This window comes from Agrobacterium sp. CNPSo 3708 (assembly GCF_028674915.1).
Taxonomy (GTDB): Bacteria; Pseudomonadota; Alphaproteobacteria; order Rhizobiales; family Rhizobiaceae; genus Agrobacterium; species Agrobacterium cavarae.
This window is the reverse complement of record NZ_JAQZSF010000001.1, coordinates 20,398-45,171: the sequence shown is the minus strand read 5'-3', so window position 1 is coordinate 45,171 and position 24,774 is coordinate 20,398. Positions and strand designations below refer to the sequence as shown.

At 58.8% G+C, this 24,774-nt stretch carries 20 protein-coding genes; 8 read left to right on the top strand and 12 right to left on the bottom strand.

The features are described from left to right. Positions 1–2: 2 nt before the first annotated feature. From moaB to PVA19_RS00170, 4 genes are all read right to left on the bottom strand, one after another. Positions 3–557, bottom strand: coding sequence for a molybdenum cofactor biosynthesis protein B (gene moaB / locus PVA19_RS00185; RefSeq protein ID WP_274100812.1), 555 nt, complete (start codon positions 555–557; stop codon positions 3–5). Further along, on the bottom strand, positions 554–1,462 hold the full coding sequence (locus PVA19_RS00180; protein ID WP_274100811.1) for a 4-(cytidine 5'-diphospho)-2-C-methyl-D-erythritol kinase: 909 nt from the start codon (positions 1,460–1,462) through the stop codon (positions 554–556). Before PVA19_RS00180 ends, moaB begins: the two co-directional genes overlap by 4 nt. A gap of 6 nt (positions 1,463–1,468) precedes the next feature. Next, complete coding sequence (locus tag PVA19_RS00175) at positions 1,469–3,304, bottom strand: tetratricopeptide repeat protein (protein WP_274100810.1); 1,836 nt, start codon at positions 3,302–3,304, stop codon at positions 1,469–1,471. Positions 3,305–3,553: 249 nt separating this feature from the next. Next, on the bottom strand, positions 3,554–4,570 hold the full coding sequence (locus PVA19_RS00170; RefSeq protein ID WP_274100809.1) for a polyprenyl synthetase family protein: 1,017 nt from the start codon (positions 4,568–4,570) through the stop codon (positions 3,554–3,556). Positions 4,571–4,681: 111 nt separating this feature from the next. Between PVA19_RS00170 and PVA19_RS00165 the strand changes: the two genes are divergently transcribed. From PVA19_RS00165 to PVA19_RS00150, 4 genes are all read left to right on the top strand, one after another. Beyond that, the gene (locus tag PVA19_RS00165) at positions 4,682–4,909 is read left to right on the top strand and encodes a putative signal transducing protein (protein ID WP_062425944.1); all 228 of its coding nucleotides are present in this window, start codon (positions 4,682–4,684) and stop codon (positions 4,907–4,909) included. Between the two features lie 6 nt (positions 4,910–4,915). Beyond that, positions 4,916–5,707 carry a tRNA1(Val) (adenine(37)-N6)-methyltransferase gene (locus PVA19_RS00160; RefSeq protein WP_274100808.1) on the top strand — a complete coding sequence of 264 codons (792 nt, stop codon included), beginning with the start codon at positions 4,916–4,918 and terminating at the stop codon, positions 5,705–5,707. Between the two features lie 110 nt (positions 5,708–5,817). Then, entirely contained in the window at positions 5,818–6,675 is an 858-nt protein-coding gene (locus PVA19_RS00155) for a S49 family peptidase (RefSeq protein WP_274100807.1), read from the top strand. Positions 6,676–6,689: 14 nt separating this feature from the next. Continuing rightward, positions 6,690–6,884, top strand: a complete 195-nt coding sequence (locus tag PVA19_RS00150) for an NfeD family protein (protein ID WP_062425942.1) — start codon at positions 6,690–6,692, stop codon at positions 6,882–6,884. Positions 6,885–6,979: 95 nt separating this feature from the next. Here PVA19_RS00150 and PVA19_RS00145 read toward each other — a convergent pair whose 3' ends face one another. The 5 genes from PVA19_RS00145 to PVA19_RS00125 all read right to left on the bottom strand — a co-directional run bounded on the left by PVA19_RS00145 (position 6,980) and on the right by PVA19_RS00125 (position 13,952). Next, positions 6,980–8,887, bottom strand: a complete 1,908-nt coding sequence (locus PVA19_RS00145; RefSeq protein ID WP_274100806.1) for a DUF2207 domain-containing protein — start codon at positions 8,885–8,887, stop codon at positions 6,980–6,982. A 137-nt stretch (positions 8,888–9,024) separates the two neighbouring features. Next, a complete protein-coding gene (locus PVA19_RS00140; protein WP_274100805.1) occupies positions 9,025–10,947 on the bottom strand; it encodes a DUF2207 domain-containing protein in 1,923 nt (640 codons plus the stop codon). A gap of 58 nt (positions 10,948–11,005) precedes the next feature. Further along, the gene (aroA, locus tag PVA19_RS00135; RefSeq protein WP_274100804.1) at positions 11,006–12,271 is read right to left on the bottom strand and encodes a 3-phosphoshikimate 1-carboxyvinyltransferase; all 1,266 of its coding nucleotides are present in this window, start codon (positions 12,269–12,271) and stop codon (positions 11,006–11,008) included. A 40-nt stretch (positions 12,272–12,311) separates the two neighbouring features. Continuing rightward, positions 12,312–12,863, bottom strand: a complete 552-nt coding sequence (locus PVA19_RS00130; protein WP_274100803.1) for a LemA family protein — start codon at positions 12,861–12,863, stop codon at positions 12,312–12,314. 126 nt (positions 12,864–12,989) lie between these two features. Beyond that, positions 12,990–13,952 carry a glycine--tRNA ligase subunit alpha gene (locus PVA19_RS00125; protein WP_062438505.1) on the bottom strand — a complete coding sequence of 321 codons (963 nt, stop codon included), beginning with the start codon at positions 13,950–13,952 and terminating at the stop codon, positions 12,990–12,992. 220 nt (positions 13,953–14,172) lie between these two features. Here PVA19_RS00125 and glyS point away from each other — a divergent pair, with 220 nt between their 5' ends. Beyond that, positions 14,173–16,326: a glycine--tRNA ligase subunit beta gene (glyS, locus tag PVA19_RS00120; RefSeq protein ID WP_274100802.1), complete on the top strand. Its 2,154-nt coding sequence runs from the start codon at positions 14,173–14,175 to the stop codon at positions 16,324–16,326. 15 nt (positions 16,327–16,341) lie between these two features. After that, entirely contained in the window at positions 16,342–16,827 is a 486-nt protein-coding gene (locus tag PVA19_RS00115) for a DUF523 domain-containing protein (RefSeq protein ID WP_274100801.1), read from the top strand. A 54-nt stretch (positions 16,828–16,881) separates the two neighbouring features. On the opposite strand, the gene PVA19_RS00110 is transcribed toward PVA19_RS00115, so the two are convergent. The 3 genes from PVA19_RS00110 to purD all read right to left on the bottom strand — a co-directional run bounded on the left by PVA19_RS00110 (position 16,882) and on the right by purD (position 20,800). Then, positions 16,882–18,711 carry a methyl-accepting chemotaxis protein gene (locus PVA19_RS00110; protein WP_274100800.1) on the bottom strand — a complete coding sequence of 610 codons (1,830 nt, stop codon included), beginning with the start codon at positions 18,709–18,711 and terminating at the stop codon, positions 16,882–16,884. 242 nt (positions 18,712–18,953) lie between these two features. Further along, positions 18,954–19,415, bottom strand: a complete 462-nt coding sequence (locus tag PVA19_RS00105; protein WP_133178022.1) for a plant virulence effector HPE1-like domain-containing protein — start codon at positions 19,413–19,415, stop codon at positions 18,954–18,956. Positions 19,416–19,528: 113 nt separating this feature from the next. Beyond that, the gene (purD, locus tag PVA19_RS00100) at positions 19,529–20,800 is read right to left on the bottom strand and encodes a phosphoribosylamine--glycine ligase (RefSeq protein WP_274100799.1); all 1,272 of its coding nucleotides are present in this window, start codon (positions 20,798–20,800) and stop codon (positions 19,529–19,531) included. Positions 20,801–20,974: 174 nt separating this feature from the next. Between purD and PVA19_RS00095 the strand changes: the two genes are divergently transcribed. After that, entirely contained in the window at positions 20,975–23,287 is a 2,313-nt protein-coding gene (locus tag PVA19_RS00095; RefSeq protein WP_274100798.1) for a Tex family protein, read from the top strand. A 152-nt stretch (positions 23,288–23,439) separates the two neighbouring features. After that, a complete protein-coding gene (locus PVA19_RS00090; RefSeq protein ID WP_274100797.1) occupies positions 23,440–24,696 on the top strand; it encodes an SAM-dependent methyltransferase in 1,257 nt (418 codons plus the stop codon). Positions 24,697–24,774: the final 78 nt, after the last annotated feature.

The window sequence follows — 24,774 nt, the reverse complement described above, 5'->3', positions numbered from 1 at the left end:
GATCAGCCCTTCGTGCGGCGCAGATGCTCGTCCAGCCGTGGCATGATTTCCACGAAGTTGCAGGGCATGTGGCGATAATCCAGCTGCGCTTTCAAAATGCCGTCCCACGCGTCTTTGCAGGCGCCTGGTGAACCCGGCAGAACGAAGACAAAGGTTGTATTGGCAAGCCCGGCGGTGGCGCGTGACTGGATGGTGGATGTGCCGATCTTGTCATAGGAGATGCGGTGGAACACCTCTGAGAAGCCGTCCATGCGCTTGTCGAACAGAGGCTCCAGGGCTTCCGGCGTCACGTCGCGCCCGGTAAAGCCCGTGCCACCCGTGGTAATGACCACATCAATCTCGTCCGACAGCGTCCAGCCTTGCACCTTTTCGCGAATGGCCCCGATGTCATCAGACACGACAGCGCGATCCACAAGACGGTGGCCTGCCTCCTCGATCCGTGCGGCCAGCGTGTTGCCGGATTTGTCGTCCGCCAAGGTGCGCGTGTCAGAGACGGTCAGAACGGCGATACCGACCGGAATGAATTGCCGCTCTCCACCCGTGTTCTTCTCACTCATGACGCTCTCCCTGCAATCGTTCTGGTCTCTTGAACATACCATCCGGGCTCCTGTTCCCGAAGCGATGCTGCTGCGGCCTCCGCTTTCTCCCAGTCGGAAAAAATGCCGAAGCATGTGGCGCCCGAACCGGACATGCGCGCAACATCCGCGCCCTGTGAATGAAGCATTGCCAGCATATCGCCGATCTCCGGCAGAAGCTTCACGGCTGGAGGCTGCAGATCGTTTCTAAGCGCGTCCATCATCGAAAGCCATGACTGGCCTTGATCCTGAAGCGGTGCGGGAAGCGGTGCATTCTGCTTCTCCTCCAGTAGCTTAAAGATATGCGGCGTTGAAACCCCCCTGAGCGGGTTGACCAGCACCAGCGATAATTGAGGAAACTGCGGAAGAAGGGTAATCTCTTCCCCAATTCCCTGCGCTATCAGCGGCTGGCTCTCAAGACACATCGGTACGTCGGCACCGATCATCAACGTCATGTCGATCAAGGTCTTGCCGTCAATCTCCAGTTGCCAATGGCGGATCAATCCGCGCAAGGCTGCCGCGGCATCGGCTGAACCGCCGCCAATCCCCGAGGCGACCGGCAGGTTTTTCTCCAGGTGAATGGCAACGGGCGCTGGTGTGAGCCCGCTTTTCTGCACATGGCCGCGAAGGAGATCGCGCGCCTTCAGCACAAGGTTGTTGCTCGCATCCGACTGAAGAAGCTCCGAGGCAAATTGCCCGGAGATCGAAAAGCTGTCTTCGGCGGCACCGCGAATGCGGACGACATCGCCTGCTTCGGTAAAGGTCACCAGCATGTCGAGGAGGTGGTAGCCGTCCTCCCTTTGCCCCGTCACATGCAGGGCAAGGTTGATCTTTGCCGGAGCGGCCTCAACAGTATCGACCGCTCCCTTCCCATCAGTCGGACCCATCCGATGTCAGGATTTTTTGTCCGGGGCAGGGGCCGGCGGTGCAGGTGGCGGTGGAGCCTGATCCTTCTTCGCGGTGTTCTCTGCATCCTTTTCCAAGGGCGGCAGGCCATTGGCGATTTTTTCCTTCACCTTCGCCTTGTCCACGTCGTCGCTATCGCCGATCAGCGCACGGTTCCACTGGTAGACGGCCTCCAGCTTGCGGCCGACACGCCAATAGGCGTCACCCAGGTGGTCGTTGATGGTGGGGTCCCCGGCGCGAAGCTCGATCGCACGTTCCAGTTCGGTCACGGCTTCATCGAAAGCGCCAAGACGATAATGCGCCCAACCGAGCGAATCGACGATGTATCCGTCATTGGGGCGAAGCTCCACCGCGCGGCGGATCATGTCGATGCCTTGGTCGAGGTTCATGTTCTTGTCGACCCAGGAATAGCCGAGATAGTTCAGAACCTGCGGCTGTTCCGGGTTGAGCTCCAGCGCACGCTTGAAGTTCGGCTCGGCCTTGTCCCACTGCTTCAGACGCTCATAGGCAATGCCGCGCTGGAAGAAGATCGTCCAGTCGGACTTCTTCGGGACCGCGCCGATCACCTCGACAGCCTTGTCGTAATTGGCAGCCATGGCGGCATAGTCTTTCGCGTCCGACAGGACGGCGCCATAGGCGAGGTAGGAGCGAATGTCGTCAGGATCGGATTCGAGCAGCGCCTTCAGATGCTGGCGCGCCTCATCGACCTTGCCGGTCTGCGCCAGTGTCAGGCCAAGCTGCAATTCGGAAATGCGATGCATCGGCGAGTCTGCGGGCACCTCGCGATAGAATTCGATGGCGCGCTCGGCCTGCTTCTGCGCCTCGGCCAAGCCGCCGAGGAGGATAAGCGTATCGGCGCTCTTCGGGTCGAGCGCTCGCGACGCCTGGAGATACAGCGTCACGATCTCTTCCGCGCCTTCGCGGTTCAGTGCACCGGCAATCGAGAACATGACGGACGCAGCACCTTCAACGGCGGTCTGAACCTGCTGGTCTGGCTTTTCACCCTTTTCAATGCTCTGTCGCAGCGCCTTCAAGGGTGCGTAATTCGGAGCAAAACCGTCGCCGACGGCAATCGTGTCCAGCGCCTTTTGCTTGTTGCCCGCTTTCGCCTCCAGCCGCGCCAGCGCCATGACGGCGCGCATATAGGTGTCGGTTGCGGTCGCACCGCCTTCACGGTCGGCCACCGCTTCGCTCAGGCTCTTGCGAGCCGCTTCCGTGTTGCCGGTCACGAGCGCAATGGCGCCCGCGTTGTATTTCTGGAAGATCGAGAACCAGCCCGGCCCCTTCATGCCATTGACCATGGCGAGTGCTTCCTTGCTCTTGCCGGCGCCAGCGCGCGCCCAGGCAGCAAGAAGCGTATTGACCATGCGGTCCAGATCGTTCGGGCCGCTATATTTCAGGATTTTCTCGGCGGACGAAAATTCCTTGTGCTTGATGGCGGCAAGCGCACGCACGATCGTCGTCACGCGCTCCACCGAGCTGTCGTCCTTCAGGCTGTCGGCAATCTTGGCGCCGGCCTCGAAGTCGCCGCTCAACAGTTGCGCGATCATCAGGCGCTGGCGAATTTCGGTATTGGCCGGATCGAAATCCAAAGCCTTCTGGTAAAGGATGATTGCGGTCGTATAATCCTGGTCGACATCCGCGGTGCGGGCAGCCAGAAATGCGCCTGAGAAGGTGGTGACCCGACCAGGATCGAACTTGACGGCCTCTTCCGCCTTATCGGCGGGCTTCGTCTCTGCCAGCGCGGCAGAGCCTGCGCCAAGCGTGAGTGCGGCAATGAAGGCCGCGCTGCAGAAAAGACGAAATGCTGGATTGCGCCGCATGAAGGAACCCTTGCTTGTGTGCTTCCGCACTGAAAAATCAGCTTCAAACTCGACAGCACCGGGCACCACATCTGCCCTTGATGACTGTTAAGGTTGAGATAGACACGCCATCGGAAACCGGAATCGGTTCAGAAAGTGGTGCATCACGTCACGATAGAATGGCTTTTTTGAAGCAGGCCTGCAACAAATTCTGCTGCCGCTCTCCATTTCGCCGATCGCTCCTCTTTCGAGGAAAACTCTGCCGCGCCGTCAGTTGACGCGCTCGATGCAGAAGTCGATCACTTCCATCAACGCATCCTTCCACGGGCTCTTCGGCAGCGGTGCCAGCGCATCGCGTGCGATCGTGCCGTAATGGTTGGCGCGAGAGATCGTGTCCGTCAGACCGTTATATTTCTTGATGAGACCGAGCGCGACCTCAAGATTTTCATCCGTACTTTCGCCGTTTTCGATCGCGCGCTTCCAGAAAGCCCGCTCATCGATGGTACCACGACGATACGACAGAATGACCGGGAGGGTGATCTTGCCCTCGCGGAAATCATCGCCCGTATTCTTGCCGAGATCGGCAGACTTGCCGCCATAGTCCAGAACGTCGTCGACAAGCTGAAACGCAAGGCCGAGATTCATGCCGTAGGATTTCAGCGCGCCGCGCGTCGCCTTGTCAGTCTTGGCAACGATCGGGCCGACTTCGGCAGCGGCCGCGAAAAGCGCTGCGGTCTTGGCGCGGATAACCTGGAGATAGTCGTCTTCCGTCGTTTCCATGTTTTTGGCGACGGAAAGCTGCAGCACTTCGCCTTCGGCAATCACGGAAGCGGCGGTGGAGAGCACATCAAGCGCGTCCAGCGAGCCGACATCCACCATCATTCGGAAGGCCTGGCCGAGCAGAAAGTCGCCGACCAGAACGCTCGCCTGGTTGCCCCAGATGGTGCGCGCGGTCGATTTGCCGCGGCGCAGATCGCTTTCATCCACCACGTCGTCATGCAGCAGCGTTGCGGTGTGCATGAACTCGACGCTGGTGGCGAGCTTGATATGGTGGTCGCCATCGTAACCGAACATCGAGGCGGAGGCGAGAGTCAGCATCGGGCGCAGCCGCTTGCCACCGGAAGAGATCAGGTGGTTCGCCACTTCCGGGATCATCTGCACATCCGATCCGGCCTTGGAGAGGATCAGTTGGTTGACGCGTTCCATGTCCGGACGGGTCAGATCGACAAGCGGCTTGACGGATGCGAGTTTGTTTTTGCTTTCTTCAAGCGGTATGACGACGCCCAACGGAACGGACTCCTATTCGATTTCGGTTTGACAATAGAAAGCGACGATGGTGGCGGCAAGTGTGGAATCGCCTCATGACCTTCAAAAATATGGGAATGTGGAAACTCATTGATGCGTGAATTGATCAGAACAAACGATGCTGTCCTGCTTTCTTTCGCAGAAAGCCTGATGAAGGATGCCGGCATTCATTGCATGATTGCCGACCAGGGCATGAGCATTCTGGAAGGTTCGCTTGGGCTTCTGCCCCGCCGTTTCCTTGTCGAGGATGACAGGTCCGAGCAAGCGCGCCGCATCCTCATCGATGCGGGCCTTGCCGACGAACTGCGAGACGAGGCCTGATCAACGATGACGTCGGAGACCGTCGACGCATTTCACCGGGGTCGGTTTCACCTGGTCCAGCCGAAGGGCAGGGGACACAGGGCCGGCATGGATGCCATGCTGCTCGCCTCGCTGGTGGCAGATGACCAGCCGTGCCGCGTGGCTGATCTTGGTGCTGGCGCCGGTGCAGCCGGATTTGCCGTTGCAGCCCGTCTGGAGAAGGCGGAAGTCACGCTTTTCGAATATGCCTCCGAGATGGTCGATTTCGCCAGGCGCAGCATCGCGCTTCCGGAGAACCTACACCTTGCAGACCGCCTGACCGTTCACCAGGCCGATGTAACCTTGCGCGCCGGTGCCCGTGCCGAAGCCGGCCTCATCGATGATCATTTCGATCACGTCATCATGAACCCGCCTTACAATGATGCGGGAGATCGCAAGACACCCGATGCCTTGAAGGCGCAGGCCCATGCCATGACGGATGATCTTTTCGAGCATTGGATCAGAACGGCAGGTGCCATCTTGGCGCCGGGTGGGCAGCTCTCCCTGATCGCCCGCCCCCAATCGGTGGCCGATATCATCTCCGCATGCGGGCGCCGCTTTGGTGGGATGGAGATTACCCTTATCCATCCAAGACAAGGGGAAGATGCCGTCCGAATGCTCGTGACGGCGATCAAGGGCTCCCGCGCGCGTCTCACCTTCCGCGCGCCGTTGATCATGCATGAAGAGGACAGCCACGCCTTTTCAGCCGTTGTCGATGATCTGAACAACGGACGAGCCGCCTATCGCCGCAATCACAAAACTGTGCGCTCTTCTGGCTAACGCCGATGGCGAAAAACGCTATCCGGCAAAACGAATTTCCAGGGCCACCATTGCGTTTGCGAGCGCGATACATACATCCCTTTTTGAGATAAACGACGAAGAGGATGAAGATGGCCGGGTTTTTGAAGCGCATTGTGCCGAAGCGATTTCGCAAGCAGGAATTGGTCGTGCCGGTGGTGCGCATGCATGGCGCGATTATGGCAGGCGGCAGTCAGCTTCGCCCGGCTCTCAACCTTGCAGGCTATGCGCCGCTGCTCGACAAAGCCTTCGGCATGAAAGATGCACCGGTCGTCGCTATCTCGCTGAATTCTCCTGGCGGTTCGCCGGTCCAGTCGCGGATGATCTACAACCGCATTCGTCAGTTGGCCGAAGAGAAGAACAAGAAGGTTCTCATTTTCGTCGAGGATGTCGCAGCCTCCGGCGGTTACATGATCGCGCTCGCCGGTGACGAGATCATCGCCGATCCCACATCGATCGTCGGCTCCATCGGCGTCGTCTCCGGCGGCTTCGGTTTTCCTGAGATGCTGCGCAAGATCGGTGTGGAGCGCCGCGTCTATACGTCCGGCGAAAACAAGGCGATCCTCGATCCCTTCCAGCCGGAGAAGGAAGGCGACATCGAGTATCTTAAGTCGCTCCAGTCTGAAATCCACAACGTCTTCATGGACATGGTCAAGCTTCGCCGTGGCGCGAAATTGAAGGACGATCCAGCTCTGTTCTCGGGCCTGTTCTGGACGGGCATGCGTGGCGTCGATCTCGGCCTCGTCGATGGCCTCGGCGACATGAAGGACGTGCTGCGCCGACGCTATGGTGAAAAGGTTAAACTGCAACTGATCAGCGGTGCAAGAAACCTGTTCGGCAAAAAGGTGCCGGGTGTCGATCTTTGCGCACAGGCAATCGCCGCCTCCGCCGCTTCGGGACTTGCAGAAGTTGCCGAAGAAAAGGCATTGTGGGCCAGATACGGATTGTGATGGACGCGATTTAAATGGCCCAGTTGATAACGCTCGCCCTGCTCGTGATCGGGGCGATCATCCTCTACCGGCGATTTGTGACGGATGCCGAGAAGCTGTCCGCCAAATCGAAGCGGCAGGAGAAGGAGCGCCAGACGGGCGCAACCGGCACATTGGTCAAGGACCCGACGACGGGCGAATATCGCGTCAAGAGAGAAGACGAGGTTTAAGCGTGGCGCGGTTCGCTGGCCGCGATGATCGCTATGCTTGCTCATCGTCCGAAGTACTCCGCGACGAACCGACAAGCGTGAGGGCGCAACGGCGGCTACCAGCCGCCACCACCACCGCCGCCGCCACCAGAGCCGGAAAAGCCGCCTCCTGAGAAACTCGATGATGACGACTGTGGAATCGTCGCCGAAATGGTTGACGCTACGGAGGACGAGAACGCACCGATCCAGTCGCTGGGGCCTTTCACGAGACCGTAGTACCAGCCCGGCACATAGTTTTCGGAATCCTCTGTCGCTTTTGAAAACCACCTCTCGAATGCCTCGGTCCAAGGTTCCTCGACATTGAGCGCCACTGCATAGGGCAGCAGCGTTTCAAAATGCTGCGGCGACATTGTCGGCGCCCCTTGCATGTTCATCCGGTCTTTCTCCGCGACACGCAGATAAAGACGCAAGCCTTCAATCTCATCCATGATTTTGCGCCCGAGCGGTGTCGGAGCACCCATCAATGAGAAGAAGAGTAGGTTGATCAGGACGATAAGGCCGGCGGCGCCAAGGCCAATCGAGTTTGGATCGTGAGTGATCTCGAACCAGACGGCGCCGATGATGTACCCGCCGTATGCGATAATTCCGTATGCGAGCAGAGATAACAACACGATCCCGCCAAGCTTGTTTTTAAGCGATGCTCTCGGATGCAGGAGCTTCCGGACCCAAATCACCAATGATGTGATCTTCACACATCCGTATGCGACGATTAGGAATGCCCCTATATCGTCTGGATGTTTGGAAAAATAGATCGTTCCAATCACGAAGACGGCGCTGAGAAGAAATCCCACTACGACATAGATGTCGTTGCTTCTGAAATACCTGTCGCGGTGTTCCTTTTCAACAGCAGTGAAAAACCGCTCTCCAATTTTTTGAACGGCCTCGCCATTGTCCTCGTTAATGGTGAAGCCATGTCCGGGTGGCCCGATGGTCCTGAGCAGTGTTTTTTGTCCGACAGGCAGGCTGTCGTCCATTTGCTTGTGCGTGCGATGCATAATGATGGCGTCGTCCAGATTCTCGATCTCGACATAGCCTTTGACGGCAAGATCGAGCGCGCTGGCGGAAACGGCCGTCCAGCCATCTTCTTCAAAACCCTGATGGTCGATATAGTTCATCAGCCCGGGTGAGATACCCTCAGGCGGGTCCCAGCGCGGCACGACGATCCCCGCGGCAGGATCTCGGCCAACCGCGTGCCACGCCTTGAAGTAATAGGCCAGTACGACCAGCAGACCGACGCATCCGATGATCATCGTGTTATGATCGCGTATCCACCATTCACTTTGTAGAGCAGTCGAGGGCGTAACAAGCACACCCTTTGGTAGCTTCACCGCCACCGTCATCCCTTCGCCCTTGCTGAGCGGGCGGGTTGAAGTGAGGATCGTTTTATTGCCCTCTACGCGGACGTTTGCATCCTTGCCCACCGCGCCGAGTGGGCCGGTGAAAAACGCGGTCTCGCTCGGGCTTGCTCCTTCCGGCAACAAGATGGTGGCAGAAACATCCCGCATCGGAAAGTCCCAGCCAGTGCCCGTCACGTTCCAGGTCAACTCGTCATAGGTGTCGAAGTGGCGGATCTGTCTGTCCGTCGTGTAGGTGATTTGAAAGACATGATCGCCCTTCGTCAGCAGGCGATCGGCGTCCCCGACATAGATTCGAATACCGCCATCAATCCATTTCGTATCCCAGTATTCCACTGCACCGTCACGCTTTACCGAGACGATATTGAAGCCGACTTTGGTGAGCTTGCCGTCAGCATCCAAGGTGTAGAGCGGGAAATCCCGATAGATACCGTGTTTGATGCGATCCCCTTCCGCCCGGGCCTTGATGGTTTCGGTCACGGTCAGTTCGCCATTTTTGGCGATGGTGATCGTCGAATCGTAGGAGAGGATGAACTCTTCGGCGGAGGCCGGCAGCACTGTGACCAGAAAGAAAAACAGCGCAAGAAATCTGGCAAAAGTGGTCGTCACGTAAAGTCGTCTCCAGATGTCCGGCTGTCGTCAGGTCGAATAGAAAAGGTGGATGGCGCCAGGCTTTCTCAGCGTCCAAGGCAGTTCGCGCCCATGAGAATGCTGCTGCGGATGCCGCACGTCGAGGCCTTGGTGTCTTACCAGCCGCCGCCACCGCCGCCGCCACCGCCAGAGCCGGAAGACCCGCCGCCGCCTGAAAAGCTCGATGACGAGGAACTGGGCGGTGCCGGAATGGTCGAGGCAATCGTGGAGGCCATGGAGGCGGAAAATCCGCCGATCCGGTCGCCAAAGCTGTTGTAATTGCCGTTATACCAGGTCGGCGCATAGGCCGCAGCACCGGCAGAAGCGGCGGCAAGCCACGTCTCGAACGCTTTGCTCCAGCGCTTCTCCACACCGAGCGCCACTGCATAGGGCAACAAAGTCTCGAAATGCTGCGGCGACATCTGCGGCGCGCCCTGCATGTTCATGCGGTCTTTCTCAGCCACCGTGAAGTAAAGCCGTAAGCCCTCGATTGCATCCATCAACTGCCGGCCAAGCGGTGTCGGCGCGCCCATCACGAGAACGAAGAGCACATTCAAAAGCACGATGAGCGCCAGCGCAACGACCGCCAATGTGTTGGCATCATGGACGTGATCGAAAAAGATGCGGCCAACGACGCCCGCAATCAGCGAAAAGGTCAGAAAGCCGGAGATGGCCATAAAAACGATGCCGCCAAGGCGTGAGAGGACGCCGCGTCCGCGACGGCGCTGTTTGCCGTAGATCGTGGCGCCGACGGCAAAGAACACCGCGGCCATGGACAGCGAAATGATGGTGCCGATATCGCCTTCATCGAAACTGCCAAAGATCAAGGCGGCGACGATGACCCCGAAGCTGAGGACAAGTCCGCCAACGATATAGCCGCTATTGCTCCTATAATATTTCCCGCGATGCTCTTTCTCGATGGACGAGCGGAAATCCAACCCGACTTTCTGTACCGTCTCGCCATTCGCCTTGTCGATCGTCAAGCTATTGCCGGGAGCACCGATAGAGGACAGCAGTGTTCGTTGACCGACCGGCAAACTGTTCTCGATCTTCTTCTCCGTGCGGCGAATGATCAGGCCGTTCTTGAGATCTTCGATCGTGACGAAGCCCTTGACCGCCAGATCGAGTGCCGTCGCAGACAGCGCAGTCCAGCCACCGTCTGCAAAGCCGCGGCCATCGACATAATTGACAAGCGCAGGCGACAGGCCCTCCGGCGGATGCCAGCGCGGCACAATCAATCCTTCCGCCGGGTCCCGTCCAACCGCTGACCAAGCCCTGTAGTAATAAGCAAGCACGATCAGCAGGCCGAGACCGGCGATAATAAGGGCGAGGCGATCGCGCAGCCACCATTCCCGCTGCTGCGAGGCGGAGGGTGCATCCAGCACACCCTTCGGCAGCTTCACGGCCACCGTCATGCCTTCGCCCTGATAGAAGGGGCGGGTAGAGGCGAAGAACACATCGTTGCCTTCGGTCAGGATACGCGCGTCCTTGCCCGTGGCACCAAGCTTGCCGGTGAAGACGGCTGTATCGCTGGGTCTTGCGCCCTCCGGCAAAGAGATTGTGGCGGAGATTTCGCGCATCGGAAACTGCCAGCCATTGCCGGTGACGTTCCAGGTCAGCTCGTCGTAGCTATCGAAATAGCGGATTTGCCGATCGGTGGTGTAGGTGATCTGGAAGATGTGCTCGCCTTTGGGAAGAATGCGGTCGGCATTTCCGGTGAAGATGCGAATGCCGCCGTCGATGTTCTCTGTGTGCCAGTCTTCCGGCGCGCCGTCGCGCTCCACCGAGAGAACCTTGAAGCCGACCTTCGTCCGATTGCCGTCCTTGTCGAGCGCATAAAGCGGGAAGTCGCGAAAAATGCCGCGCTTGATGCGGTCACCTTCAGCCCGTGCCGTGATGGCTTCCGTCACCGTCAGTGTCCCGTCTTTGGCGACATCGACGATGGAATGATAGGAGCTGATAAATTCTTCTGCGGAGGCGGGCAGCACCCACGCGAGCAAGAGGCAAAGCCCGAGAAGTCTGGCGAACATGGTCTTCACGTGCGATCTCTCCAGATGGTGTGTGCTTCTCGAGCCGATCCGTTGCGCCAAGCGCGTTTTAAACCGGCTTTTCCACTTCCTGATAGGTGACGCCAAGCGACGCCAGCGCCTTCCAATATCCCGGATAGGTTTTGCCCACGCAGGCAGGATTTTGAATAGCGATGCCGCCCGTCTTCAACCCCGCCAGCGCAAAGCTCATGGCGATGCGGTGGTCGTGGAATGTGTCGATGGAAGCGTGAACCGCCTGTCCCGCCAGCGCCGGATCGGCATGAACGATCAAGTCATCGCCCTCTTCATGCGCAAGGCCGTCCCTTATCTGATTGAGACCAAGAGAGAGCGCCCGGATACGGTCGCATTCCTTGACGCGCAGATTGGCAATGCCGACGAAGCGCACCGGTGTTCTGTTATAGGCGGCCAGCACCGCGATGGTGGGAATGGCGTCCTGCATCTGGCTGCCGTCGATTTCGGCGGGCAGGTTAGGGAACTGCGCCATCACCGCATGCGCCTTGGCATCCGGCTGCGTAAAAGCGTCGGCTGGCGTTCCGATATCGATCTTGCCGCCGGTCAGCAACTCCGCCCCCCAGAGATAGGTCGCAGCAGATGCGTCGGGCTCGATGTGAAAATCCGTCGCCTTGTAGCCCGTCGGGTGTACACGCCATATGGCATTGCTGACACGCTCAACCTTGGCGCCGAAGGCTTCCATCGCGGCAACCGTCAGATCGATATAGCCTTTCGCGCCGATATCTTCTCCGGCCAGAATGATGTCGAGCGGCTGCGCGCCGCACGGGGCGGCCATCAGAAGCGCCGAGACATATTGGCTGGAAAGATTGCCGTCGATCGTGACACTGTCCCTGGTGAAGCCTCGGCCATTACCCTTGACCGTGACAGGCGGGCAGCCGGTCTCTGCTTCCGCTTCGATCCCCAAGGCTGTCAGTGCGTCCACCAGTGGCTTGATCGGACGCTTGCGCATATGCTCGTCGCCCTCGACGACGACCGTGCCGTTTACCGATGCGACCGCCGCTGTCAGGAAGCGCGTCGCCGTGCCGGCATTGCCCAAGAAGAGCGGCTTTTCCGGTGCGGTGAGAACGCCTGAGCTCTCAACGACGAAGCTCGTCGCGTCCGGCTCCGTCACTGTCACACCCATCGCCCGCAAGGCTTCCGCCATGTAGAGCGTGTCGTCGCTTTTCAGCGCGCCCGTCAGTCTGCTCGTACCTTTGGCAAGGCCCGCCAGAAGCAGCACACGATTGGTGATGGATTTGGAGCCGGGCGGCTCAACCTTGCCGGAAAGCGGTTGGCCGGGGGGGGTGATGGTCAGTTCGATCATGTCTTTATCGTCTTCTCGCCAGCAGACTGGCTTTCAAGTCTCAGAATTTCACGGTGGGAACGGCGCGATCCGCCTCGTTGGTGATTTCAAAATAGGGCGCTTTCGCAAAACCGAATTTCCCGGCAATAAGGTTGGAGGGGAAGCTTTCGACCTTGACGTTGAGGTCACGCGCAGCACCGTTGTAATAACGGCGCGACATCTGGATTTCGCTTTCCAGCGTCTCAAGCGAGCGCTGCAATTCGACGAAATTCTGATTGGCCTTGAGGTCGGGATAGGCTTCTGCCAGAGCAAAGAGCTTTCCGAGAGCCTGACCGAGCAGGCCTTCCGCCTTGGCGCGCCCCTCGACATCCCCCGCTGGCACAGCCTGCGCCTGGTTGCGCAGTGAGACGACCTCTTCAAAGGTGCTTTTCTCGTGGGCAGCATAGCCCTTCACCGTTTCGATGAGATTGGGGATAAGGTCGGCGCGGCGCTTTAACTGCACGTCGATGCCCGACCACGCCTCTTCCTTCATCTGCCGCGCTTTGACGAGGCCGTTATAGGTGAAGACGACATAGAGCGCGACAAGCGCAACGATGGCCAATGCGGTGAACATGCAAGCTTCCCCCTCACGAAATCCGGCGAGCCGCACCCATCAGACGCGCCCCGCTTCACCACCTGACTGTTGAGCGCAAGACGATGAAGACCTAAATCGATCTTCGTCACGTCGCGCTTAAAGGCGTCAGGCCGCCTTGTTCCAGTTCAACCCACCGGCATCCGTCATCAGGAAGGCTTCACCGCAGGCCTTCGCCAAGGTGCGTACCCTCAGAATATAGCTCTGACGCTCGGTCACCGAGATTACGCCGCGCGCATCCAGAAGGTTGAAGACGTGCGATGCCTTGATGCACTGATCATAGGCGGGAAACACACATTTGTGCAGCATCTGGTTGGCGTTGTCGCCGGGTGCACCGGCGGCCAGAAGCGCCTGGCACTCCTTCTCGGCATCGATGAAATGGCGATGCAGCATAGCCGTGTCGGCATATTCGAAATTGTGGCGGGAATATTCCTGCTCAGCCTGTAGGAAGACGTCGCCGTAGGAAATCTTTTCCTCGCCGTCGCGGCCATTGAAGTTCAGGTCGTAGACATTGTCGACGCCCTGGACATACATGGCGAGGCGCTCGAGACCATAGGTCAACTCACCCGCAACCGGTGAGCATTCAATGCCGCAGACCTGCTGGAAGTAGGTGAACTGCGAAACTTCCATGCCGTCGCACCAGCATTCCCAGCCAAGACCCCAGGCACCCAGTGTCGGGCTTTCCCAGTCGTCCTCGACGAAGCGCACGTCATGCAGCAGCGGATCGAGACCGATCGCCTTCAGCGAGCCGAGGTAAAGCTCCTGGAGGTTGGAAGGGTTCGGCTTCAGAATGACCTGATACTGATAGTAATGCTGCAAGCGGTTGGGGTTCTCGCCATAGCGTCCATCAGACGGACGCCGGGATGGCTGCACATAAGCCGCTTTCCATGGCTTCGGACCAAGCGCACGCAATGTCGTTGCCGGATGAAACGTACCCGCACCCACTTCCATATCATATGGCTGCAACACGGCGCAGCCCTTGTCCGCCCAGTAATTATGCAGCGTCAGGATCAGCGCCTGAAAGGAACGCTTCGGGTTCATATGGTCTGGAACGTCGGTCATTGCGGTCATCTTGGGTCAAGAGAGGATAAGTAAGGACTTACTTCGATTGCGGACAGGTGCCATGGCAAGGGTTGCGGGTCAAGAACTTCCGTCACGCTGTAGCGGGAGAGCAGAGTACCGTCTCGCGACGCTCGTTCCGATATTTACATTGTGCATCTGTCGCAAATTTTGCTAGCAGAGGCCAACCGAAAAATCCGAACCCGAATATCTCTGACACCGGAAAACCAATATGCCCGATCTTCTGCTTGAACTCCGCTCCGAGGAAATCCCTGCCCGTATGCAGCGGAAAGCGGCTGGCGATCTGAAGAAACTCGTCACCGATGCGCTGGTGGAAGCGGGCCTGACCTATGAGGGTGCACGCGAATACTGGACGCCGCGCCGCCTGACGTTGGATATCCGTGGTCTGACCGCACGCTCTGCCGATGTGCGCGAGGAGAAGAAGGGACCGCGCACCGATGCCAATGAAAAGGCCATCGAAGGCTTTCTGCGCGGCGCGGGCCTGAGCGATATTTCTGAGGCGCAGGTCGTCTCCGATCCGAAAAAGGGCGACTTCTATGTCGCCATCATCAACAAGCCGGGTCGCGCCGCCGAAGAGATCATCGCCGATGTGATGCCGGGTATTATCCGCACCTTCCCCTGGCCGAAATCCATGCGCTCCGGTGCTGCGTCCATGCCGAAGGGTTCGCGCTATGCCGGGATCGAAGGCAAGGGCTCGGAAAGCCTTCGCTGGGTGCGCCCGCTGCAATCCATCGTCTGCCTGTTCGGACCCGAACATGATGAGACGCAGGTCATTGCCTTCGAGATCGATGGCATCGTCGCCGGTAATGTCACCTATGGCCATCGCTTCCACGCGCCGGACGCCATCACCGTGCGCCGTTTTGATGATTATGTCGCGAGCCTCGAAAAGGCGAAGGTCATTCTCGATGCGGAACGCCGCAAGGATATCATCCTGCATGATGCAAAAGACCTGGCTTTCGCCAACGGTCTCGACCTCGTGGAAGACGAAGGCCTGCTGGAAGAGGTCTCCGGCCTGGTCGAATGGCCGCAGGTATTAATCGGCACCTTCGAAGAAGACTATCTGCAGATTCCTGCCGAGATCATCCGTCTGACGATCAAGACCAACCAGAAATGCTTCGTCACCCGTCCGCAAGGCGCTGAGGAAGGTCTGTCGAACCGCTTCATTCTGGTGTCCAACATCCAGGCCAGTGATGGCGGCAAGGAAATCGTTCACGGCAACGGCAAGGTCGTGCGTGCGCGCCTGTCGGACGCCAAGCACTTCTGGACGCGCGACCAGGGCGATCTGCCGGACCTCGAAACCTTGACGGACTCCGCCAAGAAATTCGACCTCGATCTCAGCAAGCCTCTCGACCAGCGCATGGCGAAGCTCGACGCGCTGAATGTCACCTTCCACGCCAAGATTGGCACGCAGGGCGAGCGCGTCACGCGTATCCGAGAACTGGCAAAGCAACTCGCGTCCGCCATCGGCGCCGATGCTGCTCTCGTCGACCGCGCCGTGGTTCTGGCGAAAGCGGATCTGCGCACAGAAGCCGTCGGCGAGTTCCCGGAACTGCAGGGTCTGATGGGACGCAAATATGCGCTCCTGCAGGGCGAGAACGAAAGCGTCGCTGCGGCGATCGAGGATCATTACAAGCCGCAAGGCCCGTCCGATCGCGTGCCGTCCGACAAGGTGGCAATCACCGTGGCGCTGGCTGACAAGCTGGATACACTTGCTGGCTTCTGGGCGATCGATGAAAAGCCAACCGGCTCCAAGGACCCGTTTGCGCTACGTCGCGCCGCACTCGGCGTCGTGCGCATTATACTGGAGCGCAGCGTTCGATTGCCGCTATTGGAGGTCGTCAAGGACGCCGATCTTCTCTCCTTCTTCCATGATCGTCTGAAGGTCTATCTGCGCGACCTCGGCGCCCGCTACGATCTGATCGAAGCGGTGCTGACGCCGGACTCCGATGACCTGCTGATGGTCGCCCGCCGTGTGGAGGCTCTGACCGCCTTCATCACCGGTGAGGATGGCAAGAACCTGCTGGCCGGGACCAAGCGCGCGACGCAACTTCTGGCCGCCGAAGAAAAGAAGGGCACCGTTGTTGCCGATGGCGTAGCGGACGACCTCCTCAAGCTCGATGCCGAGAAGGCGCTTCATGCGGCGATCAAGACGGCTTCTGCCGATGCGGCCAAGGCTGTCGCGGCGGAAGACTTCCGCTCTGCCATGCAGGCGTTGTCGACGCTGCGTGCGCCCGTCGACACCTTCTTCAACGATGTTCTCGTCAATGACGAAGATGCTGCCATCCGCGCCAACCGTCTGGCACTGTTGAAAGCGATCCGCGAAGCCACCGGTACAGTCGCGGATTTCTCCAAGATCACGGGATAAGAAGGTTCAGCGCTGATGTCGTCCAACATCCTCATCAGCGCCTGTCTTCTCGGCCACGCCGTCCGATATGACGGCAAGGGCAAGCCGCTCCATCACCCGGCCATCGAGCGATGGCAGGGTGAGGGCCGTCTCGTGACGATTTGTCCGGAAATGGCAGGCGGCATGCCTGTTCCACGCCCTCCTGCGGAAATCGAAAACGGCGCGTCCGGAATGGATGTTCTGGAGGGCAGGGCGCGCGTGCTGGAAATCACCGGCGCGGATGTAACGGACGAGTTTATTGCTGGGGCAAACAAGGCTCTCGCCTTTGCCAAACAGCAAGGCTGCGCCTATGCCCTGCTGATCGATGGAAGCCCGTCCTGCGGCTCGATCGCCATCTATGACGGGACGTTTTCTGGCGTCAAACATGCGGGACATGGCGTGACGGCGGCCCTGCTGTCACAAGCGGGGATCAAGGTATTCTCGCATACGGACATCGACCGTCTCGACAGCATCACCCAATAAAAAACGCCGGAGAAGTCTCCCCGGCGTCCTTTAAATCAACCGTGTTTATCGCGATCAGCTTGCCATGCGCATCTGGCGCGCCATGCCGTGTAACGAGCCTGACTGATGCTGTGATACGCGGAACGTACGGATCAGCGTCAGCAATTCCTCGGTATCATGCGCCAATGCCTCGGCAGACGCCGTCGTCTCTTCGGCCATGGCGGCGTTGTGCTGCGTGGCAGCGTCCAGCTGATTAAGCGAAGAAGAAATGGAGCGCAACGTCGTATCCTGTTCGGCAGCAGAATGCGCAATCTTGCTGACGATGTCGCTCGCCGACTTGATCTGATCGGAGATACGCTTCAACGCGTTGCCAGCTTCGCCGACAAGATGAACACCGTTCTTCACCTGGTTTGAAGAACGGGCGATCTGATCCTTGATCTCCTTGGCAGCGGCGGCGGATTTCTGGGCCAGCTCGCGCACTTCCTGCGCAACCACAGCAAAACCCTTGCCTGCCTCGCCAGCACGCGCTGCTTCCACACCTGCGTTCAGCGCGAGGAGGTTCGTCTGGAAGGCGATATCGTCAATCACGCCGATGATTTTGGATATCTCGTTCGCCGACTGCTCGATGCCGCTCATCGCGCCAATCGCCTGCTCGACAATGGTGTCGCTATGGTTTGCATCACTGCTGATGGAGGTAACGCGTTTTGCCGCCTCGCTGGCACCATCGGAGGTCTGACGGACGGCCACCGTCAACTCGTCCAGAGCTGCGGATGTTTCCTCGAGATTTGCGGCCTGCCGTTCTGTGCGTTGCGACAGTTCGTTGGAGGCCTTGCGAATTTCTTCCTTCGAGCCGCCAATATCGATGCTCTTGGCATTGACCTTCGCCATTGCCGCGTCGAGATGCGAGATCGCCTCGTTGAAGTTGGCACGCAGATCGGCATAGCGCGCGCCGAGATCGCCACAGCGAACCGTCAGATCACCCGCAGCCAGCTTTTCCAGTGCCTCGCCGATGGTGGAGACTACGCGGGCTTGAAGCTCCGCTTCGTCGCGCTGCATGTCGATATTGGTCTGGCGTTCGGCATCGAGCTGCGACTGCTGCTCTTCCTGGCGCCTTTGCATCGCGTGACGTTCGCGGATCTTCTGCTGAAGCGACTCGATCGCCTTCGCCATCATGCCGACTTCGTTCTTCATTTCAGTGTGAGGAATGGCGATCGACACGTTCTCATTGGCAACGTCTCCCAGTGCGCGATGGATTTTCGCGAGCGGACCGGTAATGCCTTTGATGACGTAGAAGGCGAGAGCAATGCCAAGCAGGAACACGACGAGCCCAAGCGAAACAGCCTTGATCACCGTCGAACGAACCTGCGCTTGAAGATCGTCGACGTAAACGCCGGTGACGACAACGACCTGCCAGGGTTCGAAGGCCATGGCATAGGAACTCTTCAGAAAGGTATCGCCTTCCTGGCCGGGTTTGGGACCATAAAAGCTCGTCTCACCGCCACCTGCACGGCCAAGACGGACCAATTCGTCACGATAGTTGAAGCCTTGAGAATCCGGCTTGCCCTTGAAGCTTTGACCGACACGCTTCGCATCCGGATGGAAGAGCATCTTCACATCGTAGTCATAGCCGAACATGTAGCCGTCCGGCACAAACTTCATCGACGTGACGATCGCGAAAGCCTGGCGTTGTGCTTCTTCGCGGCTCAGCGTCCCTGCTTTTTCCTTGTCATAGAAGGATTGCAGGATCGAAATCGAGGACTGAACCTGTGTCCTCAGCATGTTGTAACGCTCTTCATAGATGGCGTTGACGGAGGACTTGATCTGGAAATAGGTCGCCAGTGTAAACGCCGCCATCAGTGCGATGACAAGCAGGATCAACTGGCGTGAGATTGGGAGGTTCTTCATCGACGCTCTCGAAATGAAGGGCGGCCCCTTCAAGGCGCCCTAAGACTGAAACTTCGTCATACGGAAGCACGCAATCCAAGTTCGCGGCTTCTTATATAAAAGAAGTCTCACAAACAGCTTTAGAATTGATAAATGTTTAAATATATGCGTTGGAAAAACAGTTTTTCGGGAGCTCAGACGTCAACTATATCTTTCGACGCCATAACCGTGGGCTGCGACCACGACGGTGAACCCTGTCGCGATCAATGAGACGGACGTATCGACATCAAAGTGATGTTGTCCAGTCCGTCGGCACCCGCCAAGACAGGCTGGTCGTGCTGGGTGAGCAAGGGATTGCCTTCAAGCGTGATCTGGTGTTCCACCACGGCAGGCGTGTTCTCAGCAACAACTGGTTGGGAATGGTCTTGAGGCAGCCATAGAGGATTGCTGCTGACGAAGGTTACGGGCGAGCCGCCGAGCCACGCTTCGGTCCGAACCGTCTCCTTGCGACCATCAACGTCACGCGTCGATATGTTTTGCGTTCCGCGCTTCAGAACAGCCTTCGTGAGCGCCTTGCTCGCCACGGGGGTGGAAGAGCATGCGTCGCAGGTAATGATCAGCACGCTTCCATTCGATGTCTTGCCGCCATGCAGAACCTCGATCGAGGATGCCATCGCCGTGCCGCCGATGAACATCATGCCCGCCGTCAAAACAATTCTAAACATACGCAACCCCGTAGCCCGCGGTCTGATCGCCGCTTTAAACAACAGCAATCCTACGGAGTCTTCCTTTCCATCCGGTCAGGATATTTGGTAAAAATTGAACGAAAGGCCGATTTCTACCCGTTCTCACGCGCCACGGCCTGCCAGCCGATGTCGCGGCGGCAGAAGCCGTTTTCCCATTTGACCGCATCGACCAGCTCATAGGCGCGGGCCTGCGCTTCACTGACCGTGCTGCCAAACGCCGTGACGTTGAGCACGCGCCCGCCGGTAGCAACGAGTTGTCCGTCCTTGAGGGCGGTGCCGGCATGAAAGACCTTGGCGTCTTCGCTCTCCTTGGGAATGAAGGCGATGGGCGTGTTCTTGTCGTATGCTGCAGGATAGCCTTTGGAGGCGAGAACCACGGTCAAGGCGGGGTCGTCGCGCCATTCGGCCGTGACCTGATCAAGTGTGCCAGTGGCGGTGGCGTAGAGGATTGGGAGAAGGTCGCTCTTGAGGCGCATCATCAGCACCTGGCATTCCGGGTCGCCGAAGCGCACATTGTATTCGATGAGCTCCGGGCCTTTTTTGGTGATCATCAGGCCTGCGAAGAAAACGCCTGAGAACGGATTGCCGTCCTTTGCCATGCCCTCGATCGTCGGCTGGATGATCTCGCGCATCGTGCGCTGAACCATCTCGTCGGTCATCACCGGGGCGGGGGAGTAAGCGCCCATTCCGCCCGTGTTGGGTCCGGTGTCGCCGTCCCCGACGCGCTTGTGGTCCTGTGCGGTTGCGAGTGCCAGCGCCGTCTTGCCGTCGGACAGGCAGAAGAAGCTTGCCTCTTCGCCATCCAGGAAGGCTTCGACCACCACTTCCGCACCAGCAGCGCCGAAGGCGCCGTCGAAGCAATCGTCAACGGCGGCGAGCGCTTCCGCTTCGGTCATTGCGACGGTCACGCCCTTGCCTGCAGCGAGCCCATCGGCCTTGATAACGATCGGCGCGCCCTGCTCGCGAATATAGGCCTTTGCCGGCTCGGCGGATTTGAAGCGCTGATAGGCGCCGGTCGGGATGTTGTAGCGGGCACAGAGGTCCTTGGTGAAGCCCTTGGAGCCCTCCAACTGTGCCGCACCTTTGGAAGGACCGAAGGTGGCAAAGCCTGCCGCGCGAAGATCGTCCGCCAGACCAGCAACCAGCGGTGCTTCCGGGCCGACGACCACGAAGTCGATGGACTGTTCACGGCAGAACGCCACCACTGCAGCGTGGTCTTCGACGTTCAGCGACACCAGTTCCGCATGTTCGGCAATGCCTGGATTGCCAGGGGCGGCAAAGAGCTTGGTCAGTTGAGGGGACTGGGCAATCTTCCATGCCAGCGCATGCTCGCGTCCGCCGGAACCGATCAACAGAACTTTCATGCTCGACACCCCTGTTTCCAATTTCTTGCGGCGTTAAGGGCAGGGGGGCGAAAGGTCAAGGCAAAAGGCAGTCCGAGGCCGCCGCTTTTCTGTGGAATCGCCTTGTCTCTGTGTTGTCATGCCACAATCAGCCTCTATGTTCGGGCAGCTTTCAAGAACAGGTCAGAGACCCTTATGTCCGCAGACAATGCCCGCCTCCCATCCCTTATCGCCTCCGAAATCAACGCCCGCGCTGAGCAGGTGAAGGCGGCGATCCAGCTTCTGGATGAGGGGGCAACCGTTCCGTTCATTGCGCGCTATCGTAAGGAGGTGACCGGCGGTCTGGACGATACGCAGCTGCGTACTCTCGCTGAGCGGCTGTCCTATCTGCGGGAACTGAATGCCCGCCGCACATCGATTGTCGAATCCATCAAAGGTCAAGGCAAGATGACCGACGAGTTGATGCTGAAGATCATGCAGGCGGTGACCAAGGCGGAACTGGAAGATCTTTATCTCCCCTACAAGCCGAAGCGCCGCACACGAGCGGAAATTGCGCGCGAACGTGGCCTCGGTCCTCTGGCAGAAGCGATCTGGGACAACCGTGCAGCCGATCCGGCAAAACTTGCGCAAGCCTATGTGAAGGACGAAATCGTCGATGTGAAGGCGGCACTTGAGGGTGCGCGCGATATCGTCGCCGAAACCATGACGGAAAATGCCGACCTCCTGAAGCGGCTGCGCGACTATATGCGCCAGAACGCCATGCTCCGCGCCAAGGTGGTGGATGGTAAGCAGGCAGCAGGCGAAAAGTTTTCCGACTATTTCGACCACACGGAAAAATGGGCGACAGTGCCGGGCCACCGGGCGCTTGCCATGCTGCGCGGCTGGAACGAGGAAGTTCTGACCCTGACGATCGATGTGGATGCCGACGATCCGTCGCCGGTAAAGCCTGCACAGCGCACCATCGCCGCTGCTTTCGACATCCGCAATGCGGGTCCCGCCGACCAGTGGCTGATGGAGGTGGCGGGCTGGACCTGGCGCGTCAAGCTCTCCATGTCGCTGTCACTCGACCTGATGCGCGAGTTGCGCGAGCGGGCGGAAGAAGAGGCGATCCATGTCTTTGCGCGCAATCTGAAAGACCTGCTGCTCGCGGCACCCGCTGGCTCGCGCCCGACCATGGGTCTCGACCCCGGTATTCGCACCGGCGTCAAGGTTGCCATCGTGGATGGCACCGGCAAGCTGCTGGAAACCACGACGGTCTATCCGTTCCCGCCGAAGAACGATATCCGCGGCACGCAGGCGGAACTGGCCTCACTCATCCGCAAGCACGGCGTCGAACTGATCGCCATCGGCAACGGTACCGGTAGCCGCGAAACCGAAAAGCTGGTGACCGACATGCTGACCCAGATCAATGGATCAAAGCCCACGAAGGTCATCGTCTCGGAGGCCGGGGCTTCGGTTTACTCGGCGTCTGAGCGCGCTGCGGCCGAATTTCCCAATCTCGATGTTTCGCTACGCGGTGCCGTTTCGATTGCCCGTCGTCTGCAGGATCCACTCGCCGAACTCGTCAAGATCGAGCCGAAGTCCATCGGCGTCGGGCAGTATCAGCACGATGTCGATCAGGGCAAGCTGTCCCGCTCCCTTGATGCGGTGGTGGAAGATGCGGTGAACGCCGTCGGTGTCGATCTCAATACGGCGTCCGCACCACTTCTGGCGCGGGTCTCTGGTCTTGGAACCTCGATTGCCGATGCCATCGTGCTGCATCGGGATCAGGTCGGGCCCTTCGCCAGCCGCAAGGAGTTGTTGAAGGTGCCGCGTCTCGGCCAGCGCACCTTCGAGCAATGCGCCGGCTTCCTGCGCATACCAAATGGCAAGGAACCACTTGATTCATCCTCCGTCCACCCGGAAGCCTATGATGTGGCAAAGAAGATCGTCGCCGCCTGTGGGCGCGACCTCAGAACCGTCATGGGTGACAGCGCAACTTTGAAGGCGCTCGACCCCAAGCGTTTCATCGATGATCGCTTCGGCCTGCCGACCGTCAAGGACATCATCGCCGAGCTGGAAAAACCTGGCCGCGACCCACGCCCGAGCTTCAAGACCGCGACCTTCGCGGACGGTGTGGACGAAATCACCGACCTTAAGCCTGGCATGCTGCTGGAAGGCACTGTCACCAATGTGGCTGCCTTTGGCGCCTTCGTCGATATCGGCGTTCACCAGGATGGGCTGGTGCATGTCAGCCAGTTGGCGGACCGTTTCATCAAGGATCCGCATGAGGTGGTGAAGGCCGGAGACGTCGTCAAAGTTCGCGTGGTTGAAGTCGATGTCAAGCGCAAGCGGATCGGTCTCACGATGCGAAAGGACGGTGGCGAGGCAGCGCCTCAGCCGATGCACGAAAAGGGCAATGCCAATGCCATGCGCCACGCCAGCGCAAAGCCGAAGGACCGTGCCGAGCCTGCGCAGTCCGGAGGCGCGTTGGCGGCGGCTTTGGCGGAGGCCATGAAGCGCCGCTGATTTACATAAAATGGCTCTTACCTACTGCGCAAGGGCCGTTTTGTTCCACGAAATCAATCAGTATTTTTGAAACTACCCCGTCTTGCAACTCTGTAAGAAAGAGATACGGTAACAGGGACTTGATAAGTGAGACTTAGCTTATTGGGGGTAATATGGCCTCGTCTCTGCATGCCCTGCTTGATAAAATCGTCAAGACCGGAAACCTGATCGTCACGGGTCCAAGCGGTCTTCAGTCTTTCGGAGACGGACGCGGCAAGCGCGTCGCACTGAGCTTCAGTGATGAGCAGGCGATGGACGAAATCGCCGCCGACCCGGCACTGAAGCTTGCCGAAATGTACATGGAAGGCCGAATGTCGGTCGTCGAAGGCGACATCTACGACTTCCTGGCCTTGGTCAAAAGCAATACGCTCTCTGAGGCCTTGACCTTCGGCATGGTCTGGCGCGGCATGGCGCGCATTATCGCCTCGCGCATCAAGATGCATCTGCCCGTCAATCACAATAAGCAGAACGTTGCGCACCATTATGATTTGAGCGCCAAGCTCTTTGATCTTTTTCTCGATCAGGACTGGCAATATTCCTGCGCTTATTTCAATCCTCCCGGGATTTCGCTGGATGAGGCGCAGGTGGCGAAGAAGCGCCATATCGTCGCCAAGCTGATGCCCGAGCCGGGGCATCGCGTGCTTGAGATCGGCTCCGGCTGGGGCGGCATGGCCATGTATCTGGCTGAAAGCTCCGGCGTGGACGTCACCGGCGTTACGCTCAGCGAGGAGCAACTCCGCGTCTCGCGAGATCGGGCGCTGAAGCGGGGCTTGACGGATATCGTTCGCTTCGAGCTGCAGGATTACCGCTACCTTCCGCCGGACAAGAAGTATGATCGCATCGTCTCCGTAGGCATGTTCGAACATGTCGGCCCGACGCATTACAAGGAGTACTTTCAGAAGGCAGCGGACGTGTTGGAGGATGATGGCGTCATGCTGTTGCACTCCATCGGCCAACCCTATCCGGCACTTGCGACAAACCCGTTCATCGAAAAATATATTTTCCCGGGCGGCTATATTCCCTCACTGGCGGAGGTTCTGCCAGCCATCGAAAAGACGGGTCTGCTTGTAAAGGACATCGAAATTCTGCCCATGCATTACGCGCATACGCTGCGCCACTGGCGCGAGCGTTTTGTAGCTAGGAAGGCAGAAGCCGTGGCGCTTTACGATGATCGCTTCTTCCGCATGTGGGAATTCTATCTGGCTGGCTCCGAAATGGCCTTCACACATGAGAACTTCCACATCTTCCAGATCCAGCTTGCCAAGCGCGGTGGGGTGGTGCCCGATAATCGTGATTACATCGCCCGAAACGAGGCAAGGTTGATGGAGTTCGAGAAGACGCGCGAACCCCTGGAAAAGGTGGTTTTTTGAGCGGTGCTTTTGCTGCCTCAATGAACATAAGGACAGACCCTAACAAAAGCTGAATCCAGCTACCGCCCCGCCAGCCGA